General features: G+C 63.3%; 27 protein-coding genes and 1 tRNA gene. 5 read left to right on the top strand and 23 right to left on the bottom strand.

The genetic code is table 11. The features are described from left to right. Window positions 1-6: 6 nt before the first annotated feature. From atpA to CLV47_RS03185, 9 genes are all read right to left on the bottom strand, one after another. A complete protein-coding gene (gene atpA / locus CLV47_RS03225; protein ID WP_106347568.1) occupies window positions 7-1,644 on the bottom strand; it encodes a F0F1 ATP synthase subunit alpha in 1,638 nt (545 codons plus the stop codon). A 34-nt stretch (window positions 1,645-1,678) separates the two neighbouring features. After that, the gene (locus CLV47_RS03220; protein ID WP_202862361.1) at window positions 1,679-2,512 is read right to left on the bottom strand and encodes a F0F1 ATP synthase subunit delta; all 834 of its coding nucleotides are present in this window, start codon (window positions 2,510-2,512) and stop codon (window positions 1,679-1,681) included. Continuing rightward, entirely contained in the window at window positions 2,512-3,057 is a 546-nt protein-coding gene (locus tag CLV47_RS03215; protein WP_106347567.1) for a F0F1 ATP synthase subunit B, read from the bottom strand. The genes CLV47_RS03220 and CLV47_RS03215 overlap by 1 nt, the downstream gene beginning before the upstream one ends. An 83-nt stretch (window positions 3,058-3,140) precedes the next feature. Next, on the bottom strand, window positions 3,141-3,377 hold the full coding sequence (gene atpE, locus CLV47_RS03210) for an ATP synthase F0 subunit C (protein WP_106347566.1): 237 nt from the start codon (window positions 3,375-3,377) through the stop codon (window positions 3,141-3,143). A 126-nt stretch (window positions 3,378-3,503) separates the two neighbouring features. After that, a complete protein-coding gene (atpB, locus tag CLV47_RS03205) occupies window positions 3,504-4,310 on the bottom strand; it encodes a F0F1 ATP synthase subunit A (RefSeq protein ID WP_106347565.1) in 807 nt (268 codons plus the stop codon). 236 nt (window positions 4,311-4,546) lie between these two features. After that, window positions 4,547-4,891: an AtpZ/AtpI family protein gene (locus CLV47_RS03200; protein WP_177557473.1), complete on the bottom strand. Its 345-nt coding sequence runs from the start codon at window positions 4,889-4,891 to the stop codon at window positions 4,547-4,549. Between the two features lie 29 nt (window positions 4,892-4,920). After that, window positions 4,921-5,424: a Cg1360 family ATP-synthase-associated protein gene (locus tag CLV47_RS03195; protein WP_106347564.1), complete on the bottom strand. Its 504-nt coding sequence runs from the start codon at window positions 5,422-5,424 to the stop codon at window positions 4,921-4,923. A gap of 68 nt (window positions 5,425-5,492) precedes the next feature. Continuing rightward, window positions 5,493-6,620, bottom strand: coding sequence for an MraY family glycosyltransferase (locus CLV47_RS03190; RefSeq protein WP_106347563.1), 1,128 nt, complete (start codon window positions 6,618-6,620; stop codon window positions 5,493-5,495). 109 nt (window positions 6,621-6,729) lie between these two features. Then, entirely contained in the window at window positions 6,730-7,392 is a 663-nt protein-coding gene (locus CLV47_RS03185; RefSeq protein ID WP_238145194.1) for an L-threonylcarbamoyladenylate synthase, read from the bottom strand. Window positions 7,393-7,408: 16 nt separating this feature from the next. Here CLV47_RS03185 and CLV47_RS03180 point away from each other — a divergent pair, with 16 nt between their 5' ends. Next, entirely contained in the window at window positions 7,409-8,176 is a 768-nt protein-coding gene (locus CLV47_RS03180) for a hypothetical protein (RefSeq protein WP_106347561.1), read from the top strand. Between the two features lie 267 nt (window positions 8,177-8,443). Here the strand turns inward: CLV47_RS03180 and prmC are convergent, their stop codons facing one another. The 9 genes from prmC to argS all read right to left on the bottom strand — a co-directional run bounded on the left by prmC (window position 8,444) and on the right by argS (window position 19,865). Then, on the bottom strand, window positions 8,444-9,307 hold the full coding sequence (gene prmC / locus CLV47_RS03175; RefSeq protein ID WP_238145193.1) for a peptide chain release factor N(5)-glutamine methyltransferase: 864 nt from the start codon (window positions 9,305-9,307) through the stop codon (window positions 8,444-8,446). Further along, window positions 9,304-10,395, bottom strand: coding sequence for a peptide chain release factor 1 (gene prfA, locus CLV47_RS03170; RefSeq protein ID WP_106347560.1), 1,092 nt, complete (start codon window positions 10,393-10,395; stop codon window positions 9,304-9,306). Before prfA ends, prmC begins: the two co-directional genes overlap by 4 nt. Before the next feature lie 100 nt (window positions 10,396-10,495). After that, a complete protein-coding gene (rpmE, locus tag CLV47_RS03165; RefSeq protein ID WP_106347559.1) occupies window positions 10,496-10,726 on the bottom strand; it encodes a 50S ribosomal protein L31 in 231 nt (76 codons plus the stop codon). Window positions 10,727-10,880: 154 nt separating this feature from the next. Then, entirely contained in the window at window positions 10,881-13,067 is a 2,187-nt protein-coding gene (gene rho / locus CLV47_RS03160; RefSeq protein ID WP_238145192.1) for a transcription termination factor Rho, read from the bottom strand. Between the two features lie 420 nt (window positions 13,068-13,487). Further along, window positions 13,488-14,399 (bottom strand): homoserine kinase, encoded by a 912-nt coding sequence (thrB, locus tag CLV47_RS03155; protein WP_106347557.1) that lies wholly within the window; start codon window positions 14,397-14,399, stop codon window positions 13,488-13,490. Beyond that, complete coding sequence (gene thrC, locus CLV47_RS03150) at window positions 14,400-15,461, bottom strand: threonine synthase (protein WP_106347556.1); 1,062 nt, start codon at window positions 15,459-15,461, stop codon at window positions 14,400-14,402. It lies immediately after the preceding gene. Continuing rightward, window positions 15,461-16,783, bottom strand: coding sequence for a homoserine dehydrogenase (locus CLV47_RS03145; protein WP_106347555.1), 1,323 nt, complete (start codon window positions 16,781-16,783; stop codon window positions 15,461-15,463). Before CLV47_RS03145 ends, thrC begins: the two co-directional genes overlap by 1 nt. Further along, window positions 16,780-18,213 (bottom strand): diaminopimelate decarboxylase, encoded by a 1,434-nt coding sequence (lysA, locus tag CLV47_RS03140; RefSeq protein WP_106347554.1) that lies wholly within the window; start codon window positions 18,211-18,213, stop codon window positions 16,780-16,782. Before lysA ends, CLV47_RS03145 begins: the two co-directional genes overlap by 4 nt. Next, window positions 18,210-19,865 (bottom strand): arginine--tRNA ligase, encoded by a 1,656-nt coding sequence (argS, locus tag CLV47_RS03135; RefSeq protein WP_106347553.1) that lies wholly within the window; start codon window positions 19,863-19,865, stop codon window positions 18,210-18,212. Before argS ends, lysA begins: the two co-directional genes overlap by 4 nt. A gap of 208 nt (window positions 19,866-20,073) precedes the next feature. On the opposite strand from argS, the gene CLV47_RS03130 reads away from it, so the two are divergent. Both CLV47_RS03130 and CLV47_RS03125 read left to right on the top strand, forming a co-directional pair. Further along, on the top strand, window positions 20,074-20,865 hold the full coding sequence (locus tag CLV47_RS03130; RefSeq protein ID WP_106347552.1) for a DUF3105 domain-containing protein: 792 nt from the start codon (window positions 20,074-20,076) through the stop codon (window positions 20,863-20,865). Between the two features lie 3 nt (window positions 20,866-20,868). Next, a complete protein-coding gene (locus CLV47_RS03125) occupies window positions 20,869-21,537 on the top strand; it encodes a DUF305 domain-containing protein (RefSeq protein ID WP_106347551.1) in 669 nt (222 codons plus the stop codon). A gap of 62 nt (window positions 21,538-21,599) precedes the next feature. Here the strand turns inward: CLV47_RS03125 and CLV47_RS03120 are convergent, their stop codons facing one another. After that, the gene (locus CLV47_RS03120; RefSeq protein WP_106347550.1) at window positions 21,600-22,859 is read right to left on the bottom strand and encodes an ABC transporter substrate-binding protein; all 1,260 of its coding nucleotides are present in this window, start codon (window positions 22,857-22,859) and stop codon (window positions 21,600-21,602) included. Between the two features lie 147 nt (window positions 22,860-23,006). On the opposite strand from CLV47_RS03120, the gene CLV47_RS03115 reads away from it, so the two are divergent. Together CLV47_RS03115 and CLV47_RS03110 are read left to right on the top strand one after the other, a co-directional pair. Further along, window positions 23,007-23,082 (top strand) — tRNA-Arg (locus tag CLV47_RS03115). Window positions 23,083-23,180: 98 nt separating this feature from the next. Further along, entirely contained in the window at window positions 23,181-23,849 is a 669-nt protein-coding gene (locus CLV47_RS03110) for an HAD-IA family hydrolase (RefSeq protein WP_106347549.1), read from the top strand. A gap of 33 nt (window positions 23,850-23,882) precedes the next feature. On the opposite strand, the gene CLV47_RS03105 is transcribed toward CLV47_RS03110, so the two are convergent. Genes CLV47_RS03105 through CLV47_RS03090 form a run of 4 tightly spaced genes read right to left on the bottom strand, consistent with a single transcriptional unit; the run spans window position 23,883 to window position 26,225 of the window. Further along, window positions 23,883-24,542: an ABC transporter ATP-binding protein gene (locus CLV47_RS03105; RefSeq protein WP_170110940.1), complete on the bottom strand. Its 660-nt coding sequence runs from the start codon at window positions 24,540-24,542 to the stop codon at window positions 23,883-23,885. Further along, complete coding sequence (locus CLV47_RS03100) at window positions 24,512-25,390, bottom strand: enoyl-CoA hydratase-related protein (RefSeq protein WP_106347547.1); 879 nt, start codon at window positions 25,388-25,390, stop codon at window positions 24,512-24,514. Before CLV47_RS03100 ends, CLV47_RS03105 begins: the two co-directional genes overlap by 31 nt. 5 nt (window positions 25,391-25,395) lie before the next feature. After that, window positions 25,396-25,866, bottom strand: a complete 471-nt coding sequence (locus CLV47_RS03095; RefSeq protein WP_238145191.1) for a hypothetical protein — start codon at window positions 25,864-25,866, stop codon at window positions 25,396-25,398. Continuing rightward, window positions 25,863-26,225: a hypothetical protein gene (locus CLV47_RS03090; protein ID WP_106347546.1), complete on the bottom strand. Its 363-nt coding sequence runs from the start codon at window positions 26,223-26,225 to the stop codon at window positions 25,863-25,865. The genes CLV47_RS03095 and CLV47_RS03090 overlap by 4 nt, the downstream gene beginning before the upstream one ends. Window positions 26,226-26,300: the final 75 nt, after the last annotated feature.

The following is a 26,300-nucleotide window of genomic DNA, read 5'->3' as shown; positions in this document are numbered from 1 at the left end:
CGCCGCCTACTTCTTAGCCTTGTAGACGGTGACCTTCTCCTGGCCGACATCGTCAGCGTCCATCGTCGCGGCCGGAGCGTCGTTGATCAGACGCTCACCCGCGTGCGTGACGAACCTCTTCTGGAACTCGGTGATCGCCGTCTCGAGCTCATCAGCGGCCGCGTCGGAAAGTTCGCGCGACTCCTTAATCGACCCCATGACATCGGGGTGCTGGTGCCGCAGGAACTCGTGGAACTCCGACTCGAAGCGGCTGACGTCCTCGATCGCCACGACGTCGAGATGGCCGTTGGTGCCAAGGTAGATCGAGACAACCTGCTCCTCGACCGCGAACGGCGAGTACTGCGGCTGCTTGAGGATCTCGACCAGTCGCGCGCCGCGGTCCAGGGTGGCCCGAGAGGTCGCGTCGAGGTCCGAAGCGAACGCCGAGAATGCTTCGAGCTCGCGGAACTGCGAGAGGTTCAGACGCAGCGAGCCGGCGACCTTACGCATGGCCTTGACCTGCGCCGAACCACCGACACGGGAGACCGAGATGCCGACGTTGATAGCCGGCCGAACGCCGCTGTTGAAGAGGTCGGACTGCAGGAAGCACTGTCCGTCGGTGATCGAGATGACGTTGGTCGGGATGTAGGCCGACACGTCGTTGGCCTTGGTCTCAATGATCGGAAGACCGGTCATCGAACCGCCGCCAAGCTCGTCGGAGAGCTTCGCGCAACGCTCGAGCAGCCGCGAGTGCAAGTAGAAGACGTCGCCGGGGTATGCCTCGCGCCCTGGCGGGCGACGCAGCAGCAGCGAGATCGCACGGTAGGCCTCGGCCTGCTTGGTCAGGTCGTCGAACACGATCAGGACGTGCTTGCCCTGGTACATCCAGTGCTGTCCCAGAGCGGAGCCAGTGTACGGCGCGAGCCACTTGAAGCCGGCCGGGTCGGACGCGGGAGAGGCGACGATCGTGGTGTACTCGAGGGCGCCTGCGTCTTCGAGGGCGGCGCGGACGCCGGAGATCGTCGAGCCCTTCTGGCCGATCGCGACGTAGATGCAGCGGACCTGCTGCTTCGGGTCGCCGGTTTCCCAGGCTTCCTTCTGGTTGATGATCGTGTCGATGCAGACCGCGGTTTTGCCCGTCTTGCGGTCGCCGATGATCAACTGGCGCTGGCCGCGGCCGATCGGTGTCATGGCGTCGATCGCCTTGATACCGGTCTGCATGGGCTCCTTCACCGGCTGACGCTCGACGACCGAGGCAGCCTGCAGCTCGAGAGCGCGGTCCTCTTCGGCCTCGATCTCGCCGAGCCCGTCGATCGGCGTACCGAGCGGGTCAATGACGCGGCCGAGGAACTTGTCGCCGACCGGTACCGACAGAATGCGTCCGGTGCGGCTGACCGACTGACCCTGCGCAATGTGCTCGTAGTCGCCGAGGATGACGGCGCCGATCTCGCGGGCGTCGAGGTTGAGCGCGACGCCGAGGACGCCGCCCTCGAACTGAAGCAACTCGTTGGTCATCGCCGAGGGCAGACCCTCGACGTGCGCGATGCCGTCGGCCGTGTCGCTGACTACGCCGACTTCCTCCCGCGACACGTCGGTCGTGTACGACGAGACGTAGCTGTCAAGGGCGCTACGGATCTCGTCTGAGGAGATCGTCAACTCCGCCATGGTTTTAGTCCCTGCTCTCGTTTGTTAAGAATTCTTAACCGGCGAACCGGCGTTGTGCGTCACTAAGACGGTTCGCAACCGTCCCGTCTATCAGGTCGTCGCCGACTTGCACGCGCAAGCCGCCGAGTACCGAACGATCCACATCGACCGAGATCGCGATTTCACGGCCATAAACCTTGCGCAGTGTTGCGGCCAGCCGCTGTTCCTGCTCCGCGGTCAACGGGACCGGCGAGGTCACGATCGCGACCGACCTGGAGCGCCGTTTTGCGGCCAGCTCGACCAGGCTTTCGACACCACCGAAGACGGACTGACCACGAGGAGTGGACACCGCCTTGGTCACCAATTGCTTAGTCACCGGGCTCACCTTGTCGACAAGTACGTCGTCAAGCAGCTTCACTCGAGTGTCGACGGGCTTGTTGGCGTCGCCGAGCGCCTGCTCCAGATCGCCGTTCGCCTCAAGGATACGTGCAAATCGAAACAACTCGTCCTCGACGCGGTCGATCAATTGTTCCTTCTCGGCGCCGGCCAACGCACTCTGACGTGCCGCCTCGACCACTGCGTCGACAAGGTCGCCGGGCACCGACCACGGCTGGGCCGCTGCCGACGTACTTACGTCGATCGCATTGTCGCCGACCTTGCCGGACAGGAGGCGCTTAAGGAGTTCGGCCCGCGCCGATGCCGGTGAGGCTGCATCGCCGAGAGTACGGCGTAGGCCGATCTCAGAGTCGAGCAACGATGCGACGGCGAAGAGGTCATCGGCTAGCTGGAGTGTGGCTTGCGTGTCCAGCGTGTCGACCAGCCGGTCGAGCGTGACACGCACGGTAGCCAGAGACTCGCGGCTTGTCGCCTGCATCAGTGCGGGTTGCATTACTTCTGCGCTCCTGTCGTGGCCGACATACCGTCGAGCTCGTCAAGGAACTGATCCACCGTCGCGTGCGCGTTGGAGTCGTCGGAGAGATTGGCACCGACGATCCGGCCGGCGAGGTTGACCGAAACCTGGCCCACCTGCTGGCGCAGCTCGTTGACGACCTGTTGGCGCTGCACACTCAGCGATTCCGCGCCGCGAGCGATGATGCGGTCAGACTCAACCTGCGCCTGCTGCTTCATCTCGTCGATGATGCGCTGGCCTTCGGCGCGCGCGTCCTCGCGGATCGTCGCCGCTTCGGTGCGTGCGCCTTCAAGCTGTGAGTTGTACTTGTCGAGCGCGGCCTTGGCTTCACGCTGTGCGGCTTCGGCCTTGGCGATGCCGCCCTCGATCGCCTCGGCCCGAGCGGCGTAAACCTTCTCGAACGCGGGCCACGCGAACTTCATCAGTACGAACGCGAGGATTATGAACCCAATGAGCCCGATGATGATCTCGCCAACTGGCGGGATCAGGGGGTTTGAGTTCGCCTCGGCAGCAATGAACGTCATGTTCATTCCATCCCATCTATTCTCCTGAGCCGCCCTCGCGGGTCAGGATCGAGCCAACTAACGCAGTGGTTACTTGGCTCGATTTACTTGAATACGAACGGGACGACGAAGCCGATGAGCGCGAGTGCCTCGGAAAGCGCGAAGCCCATGAATAGGTAGGTGCGGGTCAGGCCAGCCGATTCGGGCTGCCGCGCGGTCGCCGTAATGTACGAGGCGAACACGATCCCTACACCGATGCCGGGGCCAATCGCAGCAAGGCCGTAAGCGACAGCGCCAAGACTGCCGCTCATGGTGTTCGCTGCGGCGAGGACGTCAACCATCTGTGGTCTCCTTTTACGGTGTCCATGTGTATTTCACATGGATGTCGATTATGTGCGTGAGTACTTCTGGGTAATGCGGTGGTGCAAGATTGCGATGCGGCCGGTTAACACCCCAAATGTGGGGTTCTAGTGGCCACTGCCCGACGCTTCCTCAAGATAGGTAGCGGCGAGAAGAGTGAAGACATACGCCTGTAGGACTTCTACCAGTAGTTCGAAGAAGACCATGATGATCGCGAACAGAATCGCGAACGGGGACAGGACCTTAAGCCCGATGTGAGGCTGGGACAACATGTAGATACCACCCAGCGCGAACACGACCACGAGAAGGTGCCCGGCAAACATGTTGGCAAAAAGACGCACGGCAAGCGTGAACGGCCGGAAGATGAGCTTCTGAGCGGCCTCGATCGGGATCAGCATGAAGTAGAGCGGCCACGGCACGCCAGGGATGAACACGAGGTTCTTGAAGTAGGTCAGCAGACCCTGATGCTTGATGCCCACGCCGATGAACCAGACGTAGACAATGATCGACAGCAACAGCGGCAGCGCGAACTTGCCTGTGGGCGCCACTTGGGCGAACGGGATGATGCCCATCATGTTGTTCGCGAGAATGAAGAAGAAGAATGATGCAAGAAGCGGCGCGTACTTGACACCATGAGGGCCAATCACATCGCGGGCGATGCTCCCCCGGACGAATCCGTACGCCGACTCGCCCACGAACTGCAGTCTTCCGGGGACAATCTTCGGCTTGCGCGAGGCAGCCACAAAGAGAGCCACTACGGCGATGATTGCAACCCAGTTGATCAGGGTGATCCGGGTGATCGCGAACTCGATCCCGGCAATCGAGAAATCCCAGATCGGGGTCGGGTTGAATTCGTGGGTCGGATCCGGCGGTACAAAGCCCGGGTACGGGGCTGCCAGGACGGCGGCGTTCAATGCCGTCTCCTTTCACACGCTCATTTAGTCATGGTCGATTGCTCTACTGCGATGGTGCTCATTTTTTTCTGCGTCGCTCACTGATTGCCCAGTCGGGTTGCCTAGCCGGGCGCGCAGCCTTGCAGAGTGTACAAGGACGCTCTTCGCCCTTCGACACCCCCAGACCGAGGTTTTACGCGTTCGTGTGTGACTTTAATCTGGGTGTGATGTGGGTCCGGCCGCGAGCCGACAACGAGTCACTCATCCGGCAGGCCTTGCTTACGCTTGGTCGCCTCCGAGACGAATCTGCTGCGCTTCTGTCCCTTGCTGATATCCAGCAACGGTGGCGGGTCCCCGGCCTGCTTCACCACGAGGTAGACCCCGAGTGCCGCACCGAGAACCACACCGATCGGAAGGAAACCAATCCAATCGGTCCAGCGGCTCAGTAGCCACCCAATGCCGCCCCACACGACGATGCCTGCGAGGAGGGTACCGGTGGCCGTCCATCCGTCGTCCTGACCTCGAGTGGCTTGCGCTTTACGTGACCGTTTTGCCTCGGCACGGTTGATTTTCTCGGCGTCCGCCGTCGGGTCAGAACTCATGATGTACTCCGGACTCTATCAGGCAAATTTTACTTCTTTTTCACGGGTTCATCGATGTCCGCGCTTGGCGCGGCCGACTCGTCGACGACGTGAGCGGGCGGGGTGTAGTCGACGTAGAAGATCTGTTTCGACAACACGTACTTGATCTGGACGCCGGCCCACATAAGGGTGCCGACCAGCACGGTGATGGCCATCGCTCCGACATCGACCGGACCGTCCAACGGTATGGACACCAGCACGATCGCAAGGATGCCGATCTTGATGAGATAGCTGCCCAGCGCCGCCGGCAGTGTCAGCCGGTCGTCGTACTTCCCCGCTTTGACGACGGCCCACGATCCGAAGGCGAAAAAGATGGTGACAATCACCAGTCCGACAAGGACTCCGAAGGCGCCCTGCCAGCCACGGATCGCCCAGGCCAGCGGCGCACCGACGATCAGCAACACCAGTGACGCGATGAACCCGACCTTCAGGTGCGCCAGCGACCATGGGACGTCGGGACGCACCGGTTTCGGCGGATAGCGCGGGATCTGCACGAGCGGTGAGTCCTTTGTCGGGGATACGGCGGATGGTCCCGATGTGGACACGCGGGGTGTCCGATCATCTATGCGGGGCGCTTGGAGCCATCTCGTCGACGGCGCCGGGCCCGCGGGACCACACTTAGGATAATCGCAATGACGACCAGCGCTGCTGAGATACTGAGCACCAACGGGCCCTGCCCTATCGCCGCGCCGACACCGGCGAAGGCCAGCAGCGCAGACCAGAAGTACATGATCAGCACCGCGCGACGCTGAGTGTGGCCGATCTCCAGCAACCGGTGGTGCAAATGCATCTTGTCCGGGCTGAACGGCGACCGGCGTTCTCGCGCCCGGCGTACGACCGCCAACGTCATGTCGGCCAGCGGGATCGCCAGGACCGCGATCGGCAGAAGCAGCGGCATGAACAACGGGATCGCCGACGCGGCACTAGAGAAGCTTTGCGGGTCGGCATGACCGGTCGTGCTCACGGCGGCCGCCGCTAGTACGAGGCCGATCAACATGGAGCCGGAGTCACCGAGAAAGATCCGCGCCGGGTTGAAGTTATGTGGCAAGAAGCCGATGCAGGCGCCGGCGAGCACGGCGGTCATCAACGTCGGCGCGGAGAACACATCACCGTAGCCCTCGCGCGAGAACTGGTAGCTGTATATGAAGAACGCGATGGCCGCGATGATCGCGACTCCAGTCAGCAGGCCGTCCAGACCGTCAATGAAGTTCATGGCGTTGACTGCGGCAACCGTGATGAGCGTGGTCAGCAAGAACGACGTGTTGGGGTCGAGAGACACCGTCCCCAGGTCGCTGGCCGGAATGAAGATGAACGCCAGCTGCACCCCCATCAGCACCAGCACGCCAGCGCACGCGATCTGGCCAGCGAGCTTAGTGAACGGATCCAGGTCGAATCGGTCGTCGAGGGCGCCGAGTAGGCAGATCAGTCCCCCGGCCACGATGACCGCGGTCGTCTCCGACGAGCCGACGAAGGTCTGTTGAAGTCCCGGCAGCTGATGGGCGACAAGCATCGCCGCCAGCATGCCTATGTAGACACCGACGCCGCCGAGACGCGGTATCGGGATCGAGTGGACATCGCGGTCGCGCACCGCGGTCATGGCCCCGAGCTTGATCGAGGCCCATCGGACTGCCGGAGTGGCGAAGTACGACACGATTGCGGCGACGCACAGGACTACGGCGTATTCGCGCACGTGTGGACGTCTCCTGGATCGGGTCGATGCTGGCTGGGTCGGTTGCTGGGCAACGGTACTTACTGTACGTCGTACCGGGCGGGGCCAAGATGACGTTAACCAGCGGGCGTTAGTCGCGCTGGATTTGCGGTACGACGCTCGCAAGGTCGGCAAGCGTGAGCGCGCCTTCGCGTACGACGACGAGCCGGTCGCCCGTGCAGTCGACGATCGTCGAAGGTACGCCGTCCTGTATCGCCCCAGCATCGAGATAAACCGATACCGCGTCGCCAAGCTGCTCTCGCGCGGCGCTTGCGTCATGGCCGGGCTGGTTACCGTGCGTATTGGCGCTGGAGACTGCGAGCGGCCCGGTCCGGCTGAGCACGTCGAGCGCGACCGGATGGTCTGGCATGCGCACCGCGACGCTCCCCCCGGTCTGGCCGAGATCCCAGGCCAGCGTCGGCGAGTAGTGCACGATGATCGTCAACGGTCCCGGCCAGAATGCGTCGGCGAGTTTCTGCGCGTCGCCCGACACTTCCACAACCAGTCCGGCGAGTACGCCGATGTTTCCAACCAGCACAGGCACCGGGTAGTCGCGTCCTCGCTTTTTCGCGGCGAGTAACGCGCCCACCGCCTCGGGCGAGAACGCATCGGCCGCGACGCCGTAGACCGTGTCGGTCGGCATCACGATCAGCCGGCCGTCCCGGATCGCGCCGACCGCGGCGTCGATGCGTTCGCGGTACTCCCCCGCGGAATGGTCGGTATGGGAGACGTCGTAGATCGGTGTATCGCTCACAGGGGATGATGGTGCCATGAGCGCCGAGACCGATTGTCAGAGCCCGCCGCCAAATATCGATACGTCGACGTTGTTGCGCGCGGCGGCGCGCGCTGTCGACGGGCTGGACCTGACTGTCGAGTCCGCGCCGCGCGGCTCGACGCTGCAGTCGCTGACCGACGATCCGGCCGCTCTAGCGAGCGTTGTCGACCTCTACCACGAATATCACCTAGACACCTTCGGTCCGGACACTCGGCGCGACATCTCCGCACTGTGGCTGTTGCAGGACATCGCGTGGTTACACGCGATCATGGTTATCGGCCTGATCCCGTCCGCCGGCGCGTCCCTCGTGCCGAGTACGACGGCGATCGGCATGCATTTTCCTCGAGACTTCGCGTTTTCCGTGGAGGTCAACCCGGGCGGGATCGGCGTACGCCGGATCGACCCGGCTCGCCGCTACGCCGAACCACGGCGTGCACTGACCTCACTCCTCGCGCCGTTTGTGTCTGCGATGGCGGGCCACCTCCACGCCGGGCCGCGCGCGGCATGGGCATGCGTCACGGACATGGCCAGTAGCGCCCTGTCCACTGCCGCACAGCGGGCCTGCCTACAGGTGACCCACGAGCTGCAGGAGTTCAGCTCGTGTCCCGCAACGGATGCGGATCGGCTGCTGCACGGCCTCACGATGCGGTCGAGCCCGTCCGGACCTATCCGCCGGCGGCACGGCTGCTGCCTGCTGTACGCGATCGGCGGCATGGACGTGTGCTTCAGCTGCCCGCGGCTCCCCGACTCCCCCGCTTCGTAAGGTCGCGTGCACCCCAAAAACTACGCTTTGTAGAATTCCCGCCGTGATAGCAGTGCATCATTCTCCTGGCTGGCCGACGTACACAGGCGGTTCGATAGCGCAGGCCACACCGCGGAATCGTTCATTAGCGCGCCTGCTCGTCACCGCGACGGCTTTATGGTCTGCTCGCCGTGGTCGTACTGCATCTCCTCGGCGCGGCCCTCGTGTGGGTCGATGTGATTCGAGTGCTGGTGGATGCGCATTCCGCCGAACCGCGCACGAGCGAGCTCAGTGAGCGCGAGGAGCCCACACGGCGGAGGCGAACCGCGGTCGGCCAGCGAGGTCTCGATGGCCGCGCACCGACGAAAAGCCCGGCACCGTTTCGATAAGCGCGAGGAGTTCGGGCTGATGATCGTCATGATGCTCAATCAGGACCAGCCCACCGGGCACCAGTAGCGCCGCGATCACCGGCAACAGGCGGCGGATCACGTCGAGGCCATCTGCCCCGCCCCACAGCGCCAGTGCCGGATCATGGTCGCGCACCTCGGCGGCGACCGGTACGCCGATCGGCACGTACGGCGGGTTGCACGTCACGACATCGACCGGCCCGAGCGCGCGGACGGCTGCGAGATCCGTTGCGTCGTCGCACCGAACAGTCACGTCGAGGCCGAGCTCCTTGGCGTTACGCCGTGCCCACGATGCAGCCACCGGATCGATCTCGACCATCGCCACGTACGCCGCAGGGAGCCGATTCTTCAGTGCCAGCGCGATCGCGCCGCTACCGGCGCACATATCGACGACGCGGGGCCGATCGACTGCCGACAGCCTCTTTGCCGCGTACTCGACGATCAGTTCCGTCTCCGGACGCGGGGTAAACACGCCCGGCCCGACCGCGATCTCGAGACCGTCGAAATAGGCCACGCCGAGGATGTGCTGCAGCGGCTCGCGCGCCTCGCGGCGTACTAACAGTGCTTCGTACGCCGCGGCCTGCTCGGCGTCGAGATCGGCGGCCATCGGCAGCCGCAACGCCTCGGTGTGCAACACCTGCGCGAGCAACTCAGCGGCGTCGTACGCCGCACTCGCTACCCCTGCCGTAGCTAACCTGCGGGCGCCCTGGATCCGCGCGTGGTGCGGCGAACCCGGTTCGATCACTCCGAGTCGCCACGCAGGAGTTCGGCGGTCTCCATCTCGATCAGCGAGTCGACAACCGGATCCAAATCGCCGTCGAGTACGACGTCGAGGTTGTAGGCCTTGAATCCACTGCGGTGATCAGAGATGCGATTTTCCGGGTAGTTATAGGTTCGAACCCGCTCCGAACGGTCGACCGTGCGCACCTGCGAACGGCGTACGTCGGAGGCTTCGGCGTCGGCCTTCTCCTGGGCGTTTGCGAGCAACCGAGCACGCAGGATCCGCAGGGCAGACTCTCGGTTCTGGAGTTGGGACTTCTCGTTTTGACACGACACCACTATGCCGGTCGGGACGTGCGTGATCCGGACCGCGGAGTCGGTCGTGTTAACGCTCTGTCCGCCGGGACCGGAGGAACGGAATACGTCGATGCGCAGCTCGTTGGGGTCGATCGTGACGTCGATCTCTTCGGCCTCGGGAAACACCAGTACCCCCGCGGCCGAGGTATGAATGCGGCCCTGCGACTCGGTGACCGGCACTCGCTGCACCCGGTGCACACCGCCCTCGTGCTTCAACCGCGCCCAGATACCGTGCTCCTGCGACGCCCTCGCCTTGATCGCGATGGAGACGTCCTTATATCCGCCCAGATCCGACAGCGTCGCGTCGATCATCTCGAATTTCCAGTGTTGACGTTCGGCGTAACGCTGGTACATCCGAAACAGATCCGAGGCGAACAGCGCAGACTCCTCGCCGCCTTCTCCGGCCTTGATCTCCATGATGATGTCTTTGTCGTCGTTGGGGTCGCGCGGCAGCAACATGGTGCGCAGCTTTGCTTCCTGCTCGCCGATCGAGACTTCCAGGTCGGCGGCCTCCGCGGCGAAAGACGCGTCCTCGTCGGCGAGCTCTAACGCGGCCTCATGGTCGTTACGTGCCTGCGCAAGTGCCTTGGCGGCCGCGACAATGGGGCCAAGCTGAGCGAATCGCTTGCCGAGCTCGCGGGCTTTCGCCTGGTCAGCATGGACCTGAGGATCGGACAATTGCTTTTCGACGTCGGCGTACTCGGCCATCATCGAGCTCAGTGTGTCCAGGCCGTTGCCAGACTCGTTGGTCGCCATGTGCCACTCACCTTTCGAGGCTCCTCAGAAGTCCCTTGAATCAACAGAAAACGGCGCCCATCGGATTCCGACTGGAATCCGATGGGCGCCGTCTGAACAGCTAAGCGTCTGCTTTTGCCGTCTTCTCGCGCTTGCCGAAGCGGCGCTCGAAGCGGGCGACACGGCCGCCGGAGTCGAGGATCTTCTGCTTGCCGGTGTAGAACGGGTGGCATGCCGAGCAAACTTCGGCGCTCACCGAGCCGGCGGTGATGGTGCTACGAGTGGTGAACGAGTTGCCACAGGTGCACGTCACCTGGGTCTCGACGTACTCGGGATGAATGTCTTTTTTCACGGTGTGGCTTCTTTCGTTTTCGGCCGCCGGGTCGCCATGCGGGTGCAAGACGTGAACCGGTGCCAGAGGTCAACCTGTTAAGTGTGCCAGATGAGCACGGGTGGTGGAACGCCAAGCCGGTGTGATCTATTCCGGCTCGACGCGCCAACCCAACTTAGTCGTCCTGACCAGGCGTCGACTTTGCGATCTGCATCAAGAACTCGGCGTTGCTGCTCGACTTCTTGAGCTTGTCGATGAGCAGGTCGATGGCCTCGATCGGATCCAGCGCATGCAACACCCGGCGCAGCTTGATGATGATGCTGAGCTCGTCGTGCGACAGCAGGATCTCTTCCTTGCGGGTGCCCGATGCATCGACGTCGACGGCCGGGAACACTCGCTTGTCCGCGATCCGGCGATCGAGCTTGAGCTCGGCGTTGCCGGTGCCCTTGAACTCCTCGAAGATCACGGTGTCCATCGTGGATCCGGTCTCCACCAGTGCGGTGGCGATGATGGTCAGCGACCCGCCGTTCTCGATGTTGCGCGCCGCGCCGAGGAAACGCTTCGGTGGGTAGAGCGCGGTCGAGTCGACACCACCGGACAGGATGCGTCCGCTGGTCGGCGCGGCCAGGTTGTAGGCGCGACCAAGCCGGGTGATCGAGTCAAGGAGTACGACGACGTCGTGACCCAGTTCGACCAGGCGCTTGGCGCGCTCGATCGACAACTCCGCGACCGTCGTGTGATCCTGCGGCGGACGGTCGAAGGTCGAGGCAATGACCTCGCCTTTCACCGAACGCTGCATGTCGGTTACCTCTTCGGGACGCTCGTCGACGAGCACGACCATCAGGTGGCATTCAGGGTTGTTGGTCGTGATCGCGTTGGCGATCGACTGCAGAACACTGGTCTTGCCGGCCTTCGGCGGGCTGACGACCAGCGCGCGCTGGCCCTTACCGATCGGCATCACCAAGTCGATGATGCGGGTCGTGAGGATGTTGGGTTCGGTCTCCAGGCGAAGGCGCGTCTGCGGGTACAGCGGCGTCAGCTTCATGAAGTCCGGGCGACTCTTCGCCTCTTCCGGATCTAGCCCGTTGATCGTGTCCAGCCGTACGAGTGCGTTGAACTTCTCGCGGCGCTCGCCCTCGCGAGGCGCCTTGACCGCACCGGTAATCGCGTCGCCGCGGCGCAGCGAGTAGCGGCGCACCTGCGACAGCGACACATAGACATCGTTCGAACCGGTGAGATATCCGGAGGTCCGCACGAACGCGTAGTTGTCCAGTACGTCCAGAATGCCCGCGATCGGGACGAGGACGTCGTCCTCGTTGATCTGCGGCTCGTCGTTCTGGTACCGATCGTTTCGGTTGTTGTTGTTATTGCGACCGCCACGGTCGTTGCGGTCACGGAACCGATCGCGCCCGCGCCGGCGACGACGCCCACCGCGGTCGTTGCGATCATCGTCGTCGAAATCGCGGCTGTTGTTCTGGTTTTGGTTGCCGCGGTTGTTCTGGTTGTCGCGGTTGTTGTTCTGGTTTTGGTTGCCGCGGTTGTTCTGGTTGCCGCCGTTGTTCTGGTTGCCGTCCGTGTTGCGATCGTTGTTGTTGCGATCGTTGTTGTCGCGGCCGTTGTTCTGGTTGTTGTTGCGATCGTTGTTGTTGCGATCTGCCCGATTGTCGCCGCGCTCGTTGTTGTCGCGATTGTTGTTGTCGCGATTGTTGTTGTCGCGATTGTTGTTGTTGCGGTTACCTCGGTTGTCTTGACGAGTGTCGCCCTTGGCCGCCGCATCATCGCCCTTGGCCGCCGCCTCGTTGGCCGTGGCCGTGGATTCCTGGTCAGTCTTGGGTGCACTATCGGTCTTGGGTGCACTGTCGGCCTTGGGTGCACTGTCAGTCTTGGGTGCACTATCGGTCTTGGGTGCACTGTCAGTCTTGGGTGCACTATCAGTCTTGGGCGCACTGTCAGTCTTAGTCGCGCTGTCAGCCTGCGACGGCGCGGACTTCTGCTGGGCGCCACCGGCGCCTTGCCGCTCCTGGATCGCGGCGATCAGATCGCTCTTGCGCATCTTCTTGGCACCGGTGATACCGATGCCGCCAGCGATGCCTTGGAGCTCGGCAAGCACCATGCCGGCCAGCCCGGTCCCTTTACGGGCCCGCTTAGCTGGCGCCTTGGCGCCGTCAGCCTGGTCAGCGCCAGACTGCCCAGTCCCAGGTTGCCCAGTCCCAGACTGCTCGTTCCCGGGCTGGGAAGCGCCATTAGCGGCGCCTGTTGATTCACTCTGCGCGGAGTTCTTCGGCGCACCGGAAGCGGTGTTATCACCCGAGAACGGCGAATTGGCAGAGTTGGCTTCCACCGCAATAGTGGTGTCAGTCAATGGGGATTCCTTCCCACAGTTGGCATGCGAACTTGTGCGTTTGCCATGGATTTAGTGATTTAGCCGGAGCAGCGATAACTGCGTGAGACGTGTCGTCGATCAAGATCGGCGCCGAACTCCATCGCCTCGCACAAGTCGAGACACAGGTGGTTCGAACATCTGCGGCGTTGCCAGCGGGAGCGAGGATCAAATGGATTTGATTCGAGTCAGCCAGTCAAGCCCATCTACAGGACCTAATGGTTGATTCACTACGAGCTGAGAATGTCGCACTGCACGCTTAATGGGGAACACCCCGTGCGGCGGCTAATACACACATCGTAGACGCTTATTGCCGCTCGTAGCAAGGGAGGTCGCTTTTTCCTCGCCAGCGTGTCGTGGCGTGGCCCCGAACCGGCCATATCCGTGGCCGCATGCGCCGGCCTAAAGCACCCGGGCACCGGTGGTGTTGATCTGCGTGTGCGTGACCTGAAATCCGTGCGGATCCGACCTGGCGACGTCGGCAAGCACATCAACCGGGTCAGTCGTACTGAAGACAATCACCGCCGGACCGGCGCCAGACACCGCCGCCGCTAGTCCCCGTTCGCGCAGTTCACACACCAGCCGGTACGTGCGCGGGTAGGCCTCTCTGCGGTAACGCTGGTGTAAAAAGTCTTCTGTGGCAGGCAAAAGCAACGACGGATCCGTGGTGAAGGCATGTACCAGCAACGCGGTGCGCGCCGAGTTTCGCACCGCGTCCTTGTGCGCGATCATCGCTGGAATCAAGTCCCGAGCCGTCCGCGTCGACAGCACCGTGTCAGGTATGGCGAGAGTGACTCGGATGTCCGGGTGTGGAAGCAACTGCGCAAGATTCCAGCGACCGTCCTCATCCCACGAAATGTTCATACCGCCAAAAACGCACGGCGCGACGTTATCGGGGTGACCTTCCATATCGGACGCGATTTGGAACACATCGATACCGGAGACGTCCGCGCCCTGCCGCTGTGCGAACGTCTTGCCCGCGAGTAGCGCCGCAACGATTGCCGATGCCGAGGAGCCGAGGCCCTGACCATGGGGTATCTGGTTGACACACGACAGATGAAGCGGGCCAAAGTCCAGCCCCTCATCTCGGTACAGTTGCCGGATCGTGCCGAGGACGAGATGCGAGTCGTCCCGGGGCACACTGTCTGCGCCGGCCCCGACGACATCGATAAGGTCCGACGACCCTTCCGATCGTCCGCTCAGTGTCACTCGGTCGGTCAGACCTAGCGCCAGACCGACGCTGTCGAATCCGGGCCCGAGGTTGGCGGTCGTCGCGGGCACCTCGACGGTGACGGCCGCGTCTTGAACGTCCATCTACGCGAGGTCGAGCTGCGCAGCCGCCGCCTCGGCGTCGACCGGGATGACTTTGGGAGTGGGCGCGCCTGCGAGCGCGTTGTCGGGATCCTTCAGACCGTTGCCGGTCACCGTGCACACAATTCGCTGGCCGGAGTCGATGAGCCCGGCGGCGGCCTTCTTGAGCAGACCTGCGACGCTCGCCGCCGAGGCAGGCTCGACAAACACGCCCTCGGTCGCGGCTAAGAATCGGTATGCCTCAAGAATTTCCTCGTCAGTGACGGAGTCGATCAGGCCACCGCTGTCATCGCGCGCCGCGATGGCCTTCGTCCACGACGCGGGGTTACCGATTCGGATGGCCGTGGCGATCGTCTCCGGTTCGGTGACAACGTGGCCGAGCACTAAGGGCGCCGCGCCAGCGGCCTGGAAGCCAAACATACGGGGCTTCTTAGTCGATTTGCCGGCTTCGGCGTACTCGACGTAACCCTTCCAGTATGCGGTGATGTTGCCGGCGTTGCCCACCGGAAGGCAGTGGATGTCAGGCGCATCGCCAAGGTTGTCGACGATCTCGAACGACGCCGTCTTCTGCCCCTCGATCCGATCGGGGTTGATCGAGTTGACCAACGCCACCGGGTAGTCCTGAGTGAGTTTTTCGGCGAGTGCGAGACAGTCATCGAAGTTGCCGTCCACCTGCAGGATGCGCGCACCATGCACAATCGCCTGTGCCATCTTGCCCAGTGCGATCTTGCCTTGCGGGACGAGTACAGCGCAGGTCATGCCGCCGCGAGTCGCGTACGCCGCCGCCGACGCGCTGGTATTGCCGGTGGAGGCACAAATGACGGCCTTCGCGCCGGCCTGCTTGGCCTTGCTCATGGCCATTGTCATGCCGCGGTCCTTGAACGAACCGGTGGGATTGGCGCCCTCCACCTTGAGGTAGACCTCGCAACCGGTACGCCGAGAGACCTCGAGCGCCGGCACCAGCGGCGTACCCCCCTCAAGGAGAGTCACGACCGGAGTGTCCGAATCCACAGGCAACCAGTCGCGGTATTCCTCGATCAGCCCCCGCCAGGTTGGCGTTGCCATCAGGAGTCCTTTCCTTCTACGCGCATGACGCTGACGACCGCGCGGACGTATTCCGACGCGTGTAACTGCTCCACCGTCGCCGCCAACGCCTCGTCCGCGGCGGTGTGGGTGACAAGAACCAGAGTTGCCTCGTCGCCTCGTCCTTCCTGTCGCACCGTCGAGATCGAGACGTCGTTGCGTGCGAACTCGGTAGCGACGGCGGCGAGCACCCCTGCCTTGTCCGACACATCGAGGCTCACGTGGTAGCGAGTGGGCGTCTTGCCCATCGGTCGGATTGGGAGAGCGGCGTACGTCGACACGCCACCACCGGTGGTGGTCGCGACCTTGTTGCGCGCGACGGCGACGAGATCACCGAGCACGGCAGAGGCGGTCGGGTCGCCTCCGGCGCCCTTGCCGTAGAACATCAGCGGACCGGCGGCCTCAGCCTCGACGAACACCGCGTTGAAAGCGTCGCCGACGCTTGCCAGGGGGTGAGTACGCGGAATCATTGCCGGATAGACCCGGGCGGACACCGCGTCCTCGGAGGGGTTGTCAGGGTCGCTGACCCGCTCGCAGATCGACAGCAGCTTGATGGTGCAGCCCATGTCCCGGGCACTGGCGAAGTCACCAGACGTCACTGCCGAGATCCCCTCGCGGTAGACGTCATCGGTCGTCACCGGCGTGTGGAATGCAAGCGCAGCGAGGATCGCGGCCTTGGCAGCTGCGTCGAAACCGTCGACGTCGGCCGTCGGATCAGCCTCGGCGTACCCGAGATCAGTTGCCTCGGCGAGCGCTTCCGAGAAGCTACTGCCGGTCTCGTCCATCCGGGACAGGATGTAGTTGGTCGTGCCATTGACTATTCCCAGCACCCGGGTGATCCGGTCGCCAACCATGGACTCGCGTAGCGGTCGCAAGATCGGGATGGCCCCGGCGACGGCCGCCTCGTAGTAAAGATCGGCACCCGACTCGGCTGCGGCGGCGTGCAGCAAACCACCCTCCTCTGCGAGCAGGGCTTTATTGGCACTGACAACGGATTTGCCGCTGCGCAGCGCATCCACCAGCAGTCCCTTGACCGGGTCGATACCGCCGATGACTTCAACGACGATGTCGGCGTCCCCGTCAACCAGGCTCTGCGCATCGGTCGTCAGGAGCGATGCCTTTATGTCGGGATGCTTATCGGGGCGGCGTACGGCGATTCCAACAATTTCCAGCGGCGCGCCGATGCGCGCGGTCAGGTCTTTCGACTGTTCCTCGATCAGCCGCACGACCTCCGTGCCGACGGTGCCACAGCCAAGCAGGGCGACGCGGATTGGCGCGGCGCCGCGGGGAAGCGTATTGCTCACGCGAGTGATTCCTTTCCGCCGAGAGGCGATTCGACGGCCAGCGTCGTATCCAAAGCAAACAGATCGTCAAGGGTCTCACGACGTACCAGCACTCGCATGCCGCCGTCCTTGACCGCGACGACCGGTGGCTTGCCGAGCATGTTGTAGTTGCTGGCCATGGCGCGGCAGTAGGCTCCGGTTGCGGCGACCGCGATCAGGTCACCGGACTGGACGTCACCGGGCAGCCACACGTCTCGAACGACAATATCGCCGCTCTCACAGTGCTTTCCGACCACGCGAGCCGGTACCGGCTCAGCCGTTGAAAGCCGCGAGGCGAGCACACATGTGTATTCCGCGTCGTACAGTGCGGTGCGAATGTTATCGCTCATGCCGCCGTCAACGCTGACGTAGAGTCGGGCGGCGCCCTGCCCGACCTCAACCGGTTTGACGGTGCCGACCTCGTAGACGCTGATGGTGCCGGGACCGACAATGGCCCGGCCCGGTTCGACCGATACCCGTGGCACCTGCATGCCGTACGTCGCACACTCGCGATTCACGATTTCGCGCAGCGACGACGCCACATCATGCGCGCTCGGCGGATCGTCGTGCGGCAGGTAAGAAATGCCGAGACCGCCACCGAGATCGAGCTCGGCAGGTACGACGCCGTACTCCTTGTATATCTGCGCGGCCAGTTCGACCACGCGATGCGCGGCCACCTCAAAACCGGACGTGTCGAAAATCTGCGAGCCGATGTGGCTGTGCAAACCCAGGAACTTCAGCGCGTCTGAAGAGAGAACCTCGCGCACGGCCTCGATTGCCTTGCCTGCAGCGAGCGAGAACCCGAACTTCTGGTCCTCGTGTGCGGTCGCGATGAACTCGTGGGTGTGGGCCTCGACTCCAACGGTGACGCGCACCAGCACCGGCTGTACGACACCATGCTCCGCCGCGATTTGCTGCAGCCGGGCGATTTCCTCGAACGAGTCGACTACAACCCTGCCGACCCCAGCCGTAACCCCGTCCGTCAGCTCCGCGACCGACTTGTTGTTGCCGTGCATCGCGATCCGGGCCGCCGGGAACCCCGCCCGCAACGCCAGCTGCAACTCTCCCCCGGAGCAAACGTCGAGCCCGAGTCCGTCCTGGTCGAGCCACTGGACAAGCGCGCCGCACAGGAACGACTTGCCCGCATAGAAAACGTCCATACCGTCGAACGAACTCTGAAAGTCCCTGCTGCGGCCCCGGAAATCGTCCTCGTCCAGCGCGAAGAGCGGCGTACCGTGCGCTGCCGCTAGATCGTTGACCGAGACGCCGCCGATCGCCAGTGCGCCATCGACACGGCGCGCGCCCGTGGGCCACACGTTGGGCGCGATCGCATTGACGTCGTCGGGCCGGGCGCCGATATCTTCGGGAATCTGCAGGCCGCCGTGCAACGGGCCGGCCGGATGCGCTCTCACATCTGCTCCGGGGCCGAGACGCCCAGTAGCGCCAGCGCGTTAGCGAGTACGACGCGGGCCGCCTCGCTCAACCACAGTCGCGCGGTTGTCAGATCGGTCGCCGGCTCGTCGCCCATGGGCAACACCCGGCAGCTGTCATAGAACTTGTGGTACGCCGCAGCCAACGACTCGGCATACCGCGCGACCCGGTGCACCTCGCGCAGTTCCGCTGCCGAGGACACCACCCGCGGGAACTCGCCAAGCACCCCCAGCAGCGCCACCTCTCGCTCGTGAGTGAGCAGCGATGCGTCGTACGACGTGCCGCGCTTCAGCCCGAGGTCGGCGGCGTGCCGGGCCAGCGAAGCGAGCCGGGCATGCGCGTACTGGACGTAAAAGACCGGGTTTTCGTTGGACTTCTGGGTCCACACATCGAGGTCGATCTCAAGGGTCGAGTCCATGCTGGAGCGCGCAAGCGCATAGCGGCCGGCGTCGGCGCCGACTGACTCGACAAGGTCGTCGAGTGTGACGAAGTTGCCTGCGCGCTTGCTCATCTTGACCGTCTCACCGCCGCGCACCAGGTTGACCATCTGGCCGATCAGGATCTCCAGTGTCGCGTCCGGGTCATCACCGGTGCAGGCCACCATGGCGCGCATCCGGCCGATGTAACCGTGGTGGTCTGCGCCCAGAATGAGTATCGCCTTGTCGAAACCGCGTTGACGCTTGTTGACGTAGTAGGCGACATCGGCAGCGAAGTACGTCGGCGCGCCGCCACCTCGAATCAACACCCGGTCTTTGTCATCACCGAAGTCGGTCGTCCGCAGCCAGATCGCGTCGTCTTTCTCGTAGATATATCCCTTGGCACGCAACTGGTCGATCGCCGTGTCGACGCCTCCGGAGGTGTGCAAGTCCCGCTCGTTGAAGAACACGTCGAACTTGACGCCAAAATTCTCGAGCGTCGCACGCACTCCGGCAAACATCTTCTCGATACCAAGCACCCGGAACGTCTCGAGCGCTTCTGGTTCAGGCTGCTGGAGTACGTCGGGCGCTTCGCCGACTACGGCGCGCGCCACGTCACCGACGTACTCCCCTTGGTAACCGTCCTCCGGGACCGGGCGACCGTGCGCGGCGGCGTACAGAGACGACGCGAAACGGTCGATCTGAGAGCCGGCGTCGTTGAAGTAGTACTCCGCTGTCACGTCCGCGCCGCACGCGCGCATGATCCGCACGAGCGCATCCCCGACGGACGCCCAACGACCGGACGGCAGCGTTACCGGGCCAGTGGGGTTCGCCGAGACGAACTCGAGGTTGAGCTTCTGGTCGGCCATCGACTGGTTGGTGCCGTACGCCTTATCGGCCTCGACGACGGTCTTGGCCAGGCCGCCCATCGCCGCGGCCTGCAGGGTGATGTTGAGAAAACCGGGGCCGGCAACCTCGACGCGCTCGATCTGACTGTCTTTGGTGAGTTCCTCCGCGACAAGACTGGCCACCTCACGGGGTGGCCTGCCTGCGGGCTTCGCCAGCCGCATGGCCACGTTTGTCGCGTAGTCACCATGTCCTGACTGCTTCGGTCGTTCGACGGTAATGTCGCTCGGGACATCGACAGTCAACCTGCCGTCGCCGACCAGAGCGGTGAGGGCATGAGTAATGGCGGACGAAAGTTCTGCGGGAGTCACTAGTCAATCGTAGGAGAAGGCGCCAGAGTTTATTACGGTGGATGAGCTACACGGCCTGTGCGTCTGCGCACTTTGCGCACCGGGCCGACCGCCTTTGTTTATTTAGCAACTATTCTGGATCACCGAGTAGTGCCTCTGTCTGGGTGGCGCTCTGAGCACGTTGTCGTAGAACAAGCTGTCACCGAGTCGAACGGATACCGCACACCCGATGAGCAACAGCAAGAAAGCCGGCGGTTCAAGGCCCACTGCAAAGTCGTCCGAGAAGTCGGGCAGCTCCTCCAAGAAGTCCGCGAAGGTTGATTCGGCGATTCGCGGGGCACGCAACTCATCGGTCGTGTCCAAGTCGGGTCGGCCGTGGGCCCTGATCGGCGCGACCCTGGCCGTTGTACTCTTCGCGGCGTTTGCGGTGTTCTATGCCGTCAAGGCGACCAGTGACAAGACGGCCAAAGACGCCGCCAACGACCCCACGAAGATCTCGGGGCTACAGACGTTCGACTACACCAGCGCACAAGGCGCACACAGCAACGATCCGGTCACCTACAAGGAGACCCCACCCGTCGGCGGTACGCACAATCCCGAATGGGCCGACTGCACAGGCACCGTCTACTCGGTGCAGATCAAGAACGAAAACGCGGTGCACTCTCTCGAGCACGGAGCCGTCTGGATCACCTACGACCCAGCACTTGTCGACGCCGACGTGATTGCCCAGCTTGAAAAACTGGCCTCCGGTAAAGACTTCACCCTCCTGAGCCCGTATCCCAACCAGGGATCGCCTATATCGCTGCAGTCATGGGGACACCAGCTCAAGGTCGACTCCCCCACCGACAAACGCGTGAAGAAGTTCATCGACGGTTTCCGCCTCAATGCCGAGTTCACGCCGGAACTCGGTGCGAGCTGCCAGAACCCGACGTTCAAGGCCGATCCGAAGGTGCCCTCTGACACCGGCGTACCGGATCAGTCCGCGCCGATGGACCCGACCAGTACCGGGACTCAGGGCTAACGTATGCCCGCTGTCAGTGACGTCGCTCCACAGCGGCCGAAGTGGCTGTTAGCTCTGACCGCCGCGATCGTCGCCATCTCGCTGTTGGTCGCCGGCGGGGCACTTGCCGTCATCTTCCATCTCGGCACGAATACCGCGCAGCAGCCGCCTGGCGAAGGATCGGTGGACGTTGGTTTCGCTCGCGATATGAGCGCGCATCATCAGCAAGCCTCGGAGATGGCCAGCTACGTGCGCGACAACTCTGACGACCCGACGATCCGCCTGCTCGCCTTTGACATCGACACAACGCAGCTCACCCAGATCGGGCAGATGCAGGGAATGCTGCTGTCCTGGGGCCGGCCTCTTTACGGCGGCGTACCGATGTCGTGGATGCCGGCCGATGCCGGCCACGGATCTCACTCGAGCGATGGTCTAATGCCAGGGATGGCCACCAAAGATGAGATGGCGAAGTTGAAGTCGCTGACGGGTACGGCCCTCGACATCTACTTCTTGCAGTTGATGCTGCGCCACCACATCGGCGGCCTGCCCATGGCCCAGTACGCCGCAGACCACGCGCAAACCAAGGCGGTTCGCGCCGTCGCTAAGGGAATGGGCAAGGCACAGGCCAAGGAAGTCGTGCTCATGGAGCAGATGCTTCGCGACCGCGGCGCCGCCCCTCTCCCGACCAAATAACCGCACCATCCCTGGTACGCACCTACCGGCCGTGGCGACGGCGGCGCCGGAGCCCGACGTGGTTACTTCTGGAGCGGCGCCTTGTAGTCCTTGGCCTCGGGTGACTCGGTCAATTCCTGAACGATCTTCAGTCCGCCCTTGGCGTTCGGATCAGCCTGTTCGACGTACGTCGAGCGCGTCGACGGCTCCCCCGGATTGGAGAAGTCGAGCGGGCCGGTCAGCCCCTGCATATCGACCTTGACGCCCTGTGCTGCTTTCACGATCCCCGCGCGCGTCAAGTCCTTTGCCTTGCAGGCCTTCTCGAGCACTGCCTGATACGCGAGGCCAAACGCGTAACCGACATTGACGTTATCGCTCGGCAGGTCCGTGTACTTCGCGTCATACGCCTTCGCCATCTTCTGCACGATCGGCTTGTCGGCCGAGTACGGCGCAAACGACACCGACCGGTAGTAGTTGCCAAGCGCGTTCTTGGCCGGTGTATCGAGCATTGTCGGATCGAACGTCGGGTTATTTCCCAGAATCGGTAGGGCACCTAGACCCTGCGCCGCCATCGCGGTCGCCGCGGAGCTCGCCTGCGCCTCCGTCGTTGTGAGGACTACAGCCTTGACCCCCTGCGACTTGAGCTGCGTTATCGCCGGCGTCATATCGTTGTCCGACGCGGTGACCTTTACCTGGACAACGGTCTGGTTGTGCTTCTTGGCGTACGCGTCCGAACCGAGCAGCCCGCCCTTGCCGTACTCGCTGTCGATATAGAGATGCCCAATCTTGTCGCCGTCCTTGATCAGACCCTTCCCCTGCAGGTACGAGAGCCCGTTGAGGATCTCGATGTCGTATGTCGCACCCACCATGAAGACCTCTGGGGCGTCGAGGTTGGTGGACGCCCACGATGCCGGGATACTGAGCATCTTGTCCGAGACCAATGACTGTTTGAGTGCAGCGAGCGGTGGCGACCCGTCCAATTGCACAATTCCCGCCACTTTGTCCTTCATCGACGCATACAGAGTCACGGCCTTGTCAGCTTGATACTGCATGTCCTTGATGTCGAGCTTGATCTGCCGTCCGCATATCCCACCGCTTGCGTTGACCTCATTGGCCCAGATCTCGTTTCCTGCGGTATAGGCGATTCCATTCACCTTGAAGACACCGGACAGGTCAGGCAGAGCGCCCAGGGTAATCGTCTTGTCCGTGACGCCGAAGTCGGTCTTGACTCCGCCGGCACCGGTCTTCGCCGCGCCGCTCGTCCCACCTTTGGTGCTACACGCGGCGAGCGTCAATGACGCCGCAACTGCCGTGACAAGTACTGCCCTGCTCAGTCTGTGCATTAATCGTCCCCTTTAACAGATGTTGATCGGATGTCGAACGTTACCGGCGGTGCCGTGAACTGCCAGCAAGTTCCCGCCGAAGCCGCTGCACGGGGTTACCGGCGTACGTCGCCTCGCACCCTACTGCTAATCTTTACCGGCTTATCCGCCCTCATAGCTCAGGGGATAGAGCGTCTGCCTCCGGAGCAGAAGGTCGTAGGTTCGATTCCTACTGAGGGCACCAGAGATCACGTCTGTGATGGCGACTGAGGCGGAAGCTCATTTCATGCCGTACGGCGAGCACCCCGAGCCGACGTTTCCGGCCGTTGGCAAGATATAAGCATGAGCCATACCTATCGCGCCGTCCTGTGGGACTTTGGCGGCGTCATCCTGTCCAGTCCATTCGATGCGTTCAACACATATGAGCAGGAGCACGGACTGCCGCATGACTTCGTACGGTCGGTGAATACGCGCAATCCAGACACCAACGCTTGGGCGCACCTGGAGCGCGGCGACCTGACTCACGAGGAATTCGATCGCGCGTTCGCCGCGGAATCGGCCGAACTCGGACATGAGATCCCCGGTCGCGACGTCCTCGGCCTACTTGCCGGGAAGGTACGGCCGCAGATGGTTGCCGCACTCGACGCGGTAATAGCGGCCGGCTACAAGACCGCATGCTTGACCAACAACGTCGCCAGCTCGGGCGAGCATTCACCTACCGCCAACGAACGGCCGGACACCAAGGCCATAATGGCGAAGTTCGATGCCGTCGTCGAATCCAGCAAGGTCAACGTGCGCAAGCCTCAACCGGAGTTCTACCGACGCGGATGCGCGCTCATTGGCGTGGAACCGGCCGAATGCATCTATCTCGATGATCTTGGAATCAATCTCAAACCCGCGCGCGAGATGGGAATGACCACGATCAAGGTCGCCGACCCCGATGCTGCGATTAAAGAGCTCGGCAGTCTCCTCGGCCTGGATTTACAACCTTCTTCGAGCCTCGCGCGCTAAAGGCATCGGCGCGAGCCGGCCGCCCGTCGCGGCTCACGACATCTCGGTCCGGCTGACGAGCTCCAGCCGGCGGGTGGCTAGATCGCCTAGTCGCTCGTCGTACGTCGCCAGCACTACCGCCGCCCCACCGGCAACCTGCGCCCGCACGGATTCGATCACCCATTCAACGGACGGCCGGTCCAGGCGGCGCTCCGGCTCGTCTAGGACCAGCAGCTTCTTCGGCACCGAAAATGCGAGTTCGAGCGCGATCCGCCGGTACTCCCCGGCCGACATCGCCCACGGTTCGTGTTCCGCGCGGTGCGTGAGCCGTACCCGCTCCAGCAGCTGCACCGCGGCGGCGACTGGGTCCGCGGCGTAGTCGGCGAGGACCCGTTGGAGGTGCACGGCGACCGGCTCGTCCTGCGGGAATCCCTCGTCGTGCAGCACGCTCGCAACCTGACCCGCGAGTCCGCCGCCTACCGGCGCGCCGTTGACCGCGATGGAACCCGTCGTCGGCATCGTAATGCCGGCGACGAGCTCCAAAAACGTCGTCCGCGCGAGCTCGATCTCCGACTCCACGACGAGTACGACGCCCGGTTCGAGGACGACGTCCACACCGGAAAACAGCGCTATATCTCCAAACCGCGCGCCCAGATTCCGGACCTCAAGAAGCACCGACGGACCTACGACAAGTCGTTCGGCGCTTCGGGCCACCGATCCCATGCAAATGGGTAGTCGTTCTTGATTGTCGAGGTGAACACGGGCTGCCGCTTCTCCTTGAACGCCTGCGCTCCTTCGAGCCCATCCGGTCCGCCGACGAGACGCTGAACACCCTCAGACTCCTGCCGATGCCCGTCCCAGGGCGAGCTGAACCCGAGCGCGCGCCACAGCATTTGGCGGGACGCCGCGACCGATACCGGCGAGGTGTTGTCCACGATCTCCTTGGCAATCTCGCGAGCCTTCGGCAAAACCTGGTCGGTCGGTACGACGTAGCTGAACAGCCCGCCCTCTTTACCCTCTGCTGCGCGGAAAGTACGACCGGTAGAAATCCATTCGAGCGCCTGCGTGATGCCCACGATTCGCGGCAAAATCCATGACGAGCACGCTTCGGGGACGATCGTACGACGCGTGAACGGGAAGGCGAACTTCCCATCTTCGGTGGCGATTCGCACGTCGGCGCCGAGCGTCATCGTCATGCCGATGCCGGCCGCGGAACCGTTGATCGCCATGATCACCGGCTTATATAGGGACAGGATTCGCAACGCGACCATGCCACCGCCGTCCCGGGTGTATCCGCCGATCTGCGCGCGATCCGTCTCACCGAGGTCACCGAAGGCGTCGATGTCCATACCTACGCAGAAATACTTGCCGGCGCCGGTGACGATCACGGCGCGCACATCGTCGTCCTCGTCAGCCAGGTCAAGCGCCTTGATCGTTTCTTCGGCCATGTCCCAGTTGTAGACATTGCCTCGGTCGGGCCGATTCAAGGTGATCGTGGCGACACGGTCGGCGACTTCGTAGGTGACGTTTGTGAGCTCGTTAGAACTGTCGGAATTTGTCATGGGACCTATCTACCAGGCCGCGTCCTCTTCAACCACAGCAGGCCAAGGACAGGGAGCACCAGTGGCACAAATCCGTAGCCGGCGCCGTACCACGACCAGACGGTGGCCCTCGGGAAGTCGGCCGAGAACGCCAGGCTCGCCGTACCTATCACGAGCACGCCGACCAGTTCCGTGAGGCACGCAATCCGCGCGACCTTCCAGCCCCCGATTCCCTTACGCGCCAACGAAACCGTCGCGACGATGTAGACAGCGGCGGCGAAGGCCGACAGCAAGTACGCGAGCGGCGCCTCGTGAAACTGGGTCGTGAGCTGCACGCTGGCACGCGCAGTTGCGGCAACCGCGAAGATCGCGTAGACGGCGACGAGGACGCGACCGGGGCCGGACGTGCGGTCGGGCGCTCCGCCGGGCGCTCCACCGTTCGGACCGCCGGACGCGGACTCGCCGTCGGACGAGTCGCTGGGCGGTGACTGAGTCATGCCGGCGCCACCCACAGTTGTTGCAGCCGCGCCGTCAAGACAGCAACCACCAGCCCAGCGACTACAACAACTACCGCGCCCCACTTGGATTGTTCGAGTCTGGACCACCACCACGCGGCCGGCAGCAGAATTACCAGGGTGCTCAAATAACCGATGATTGTTGCCGGCTCAGCGACGTGACGCCCGGTTGCCAGCTTGACCGCGACTACAACGGTCTGGGCGAGGACTAACGCCTCGGTAGCGACGCTGAGGAGCAGGCATATTCGCCCGGGTGCCGTATTCGAGCGCCATCCGAAATATGCCGAGATCGCGACGAGTACACCGCCGGCCATCAAGGCGTACCGCAGCCAGTCAACCACCTGTGTTGCGCCTTTCCGCCGATCCTGGACAGTCGAACCCGGGCATACGAGCCCGGGCAGCCGAGCCCGGACACA

Origin of the sequence: Antricoccus suffuscus, assembly GCF_003003235.1 — a bacterium.
In the GTDB taxonomy this organism is placed as follows: Bacteria; Actinomycetota; Actinomycetes; order Mycobacteriales; family Antricoccaceae; genus Antricoccus; species Antricoccus suffuscus.
The sequence above is the reverse complement of the archived record's forward strand: the minus strand, read 5'-3'. Positions and strand labels throughout refer to the sequence as shown.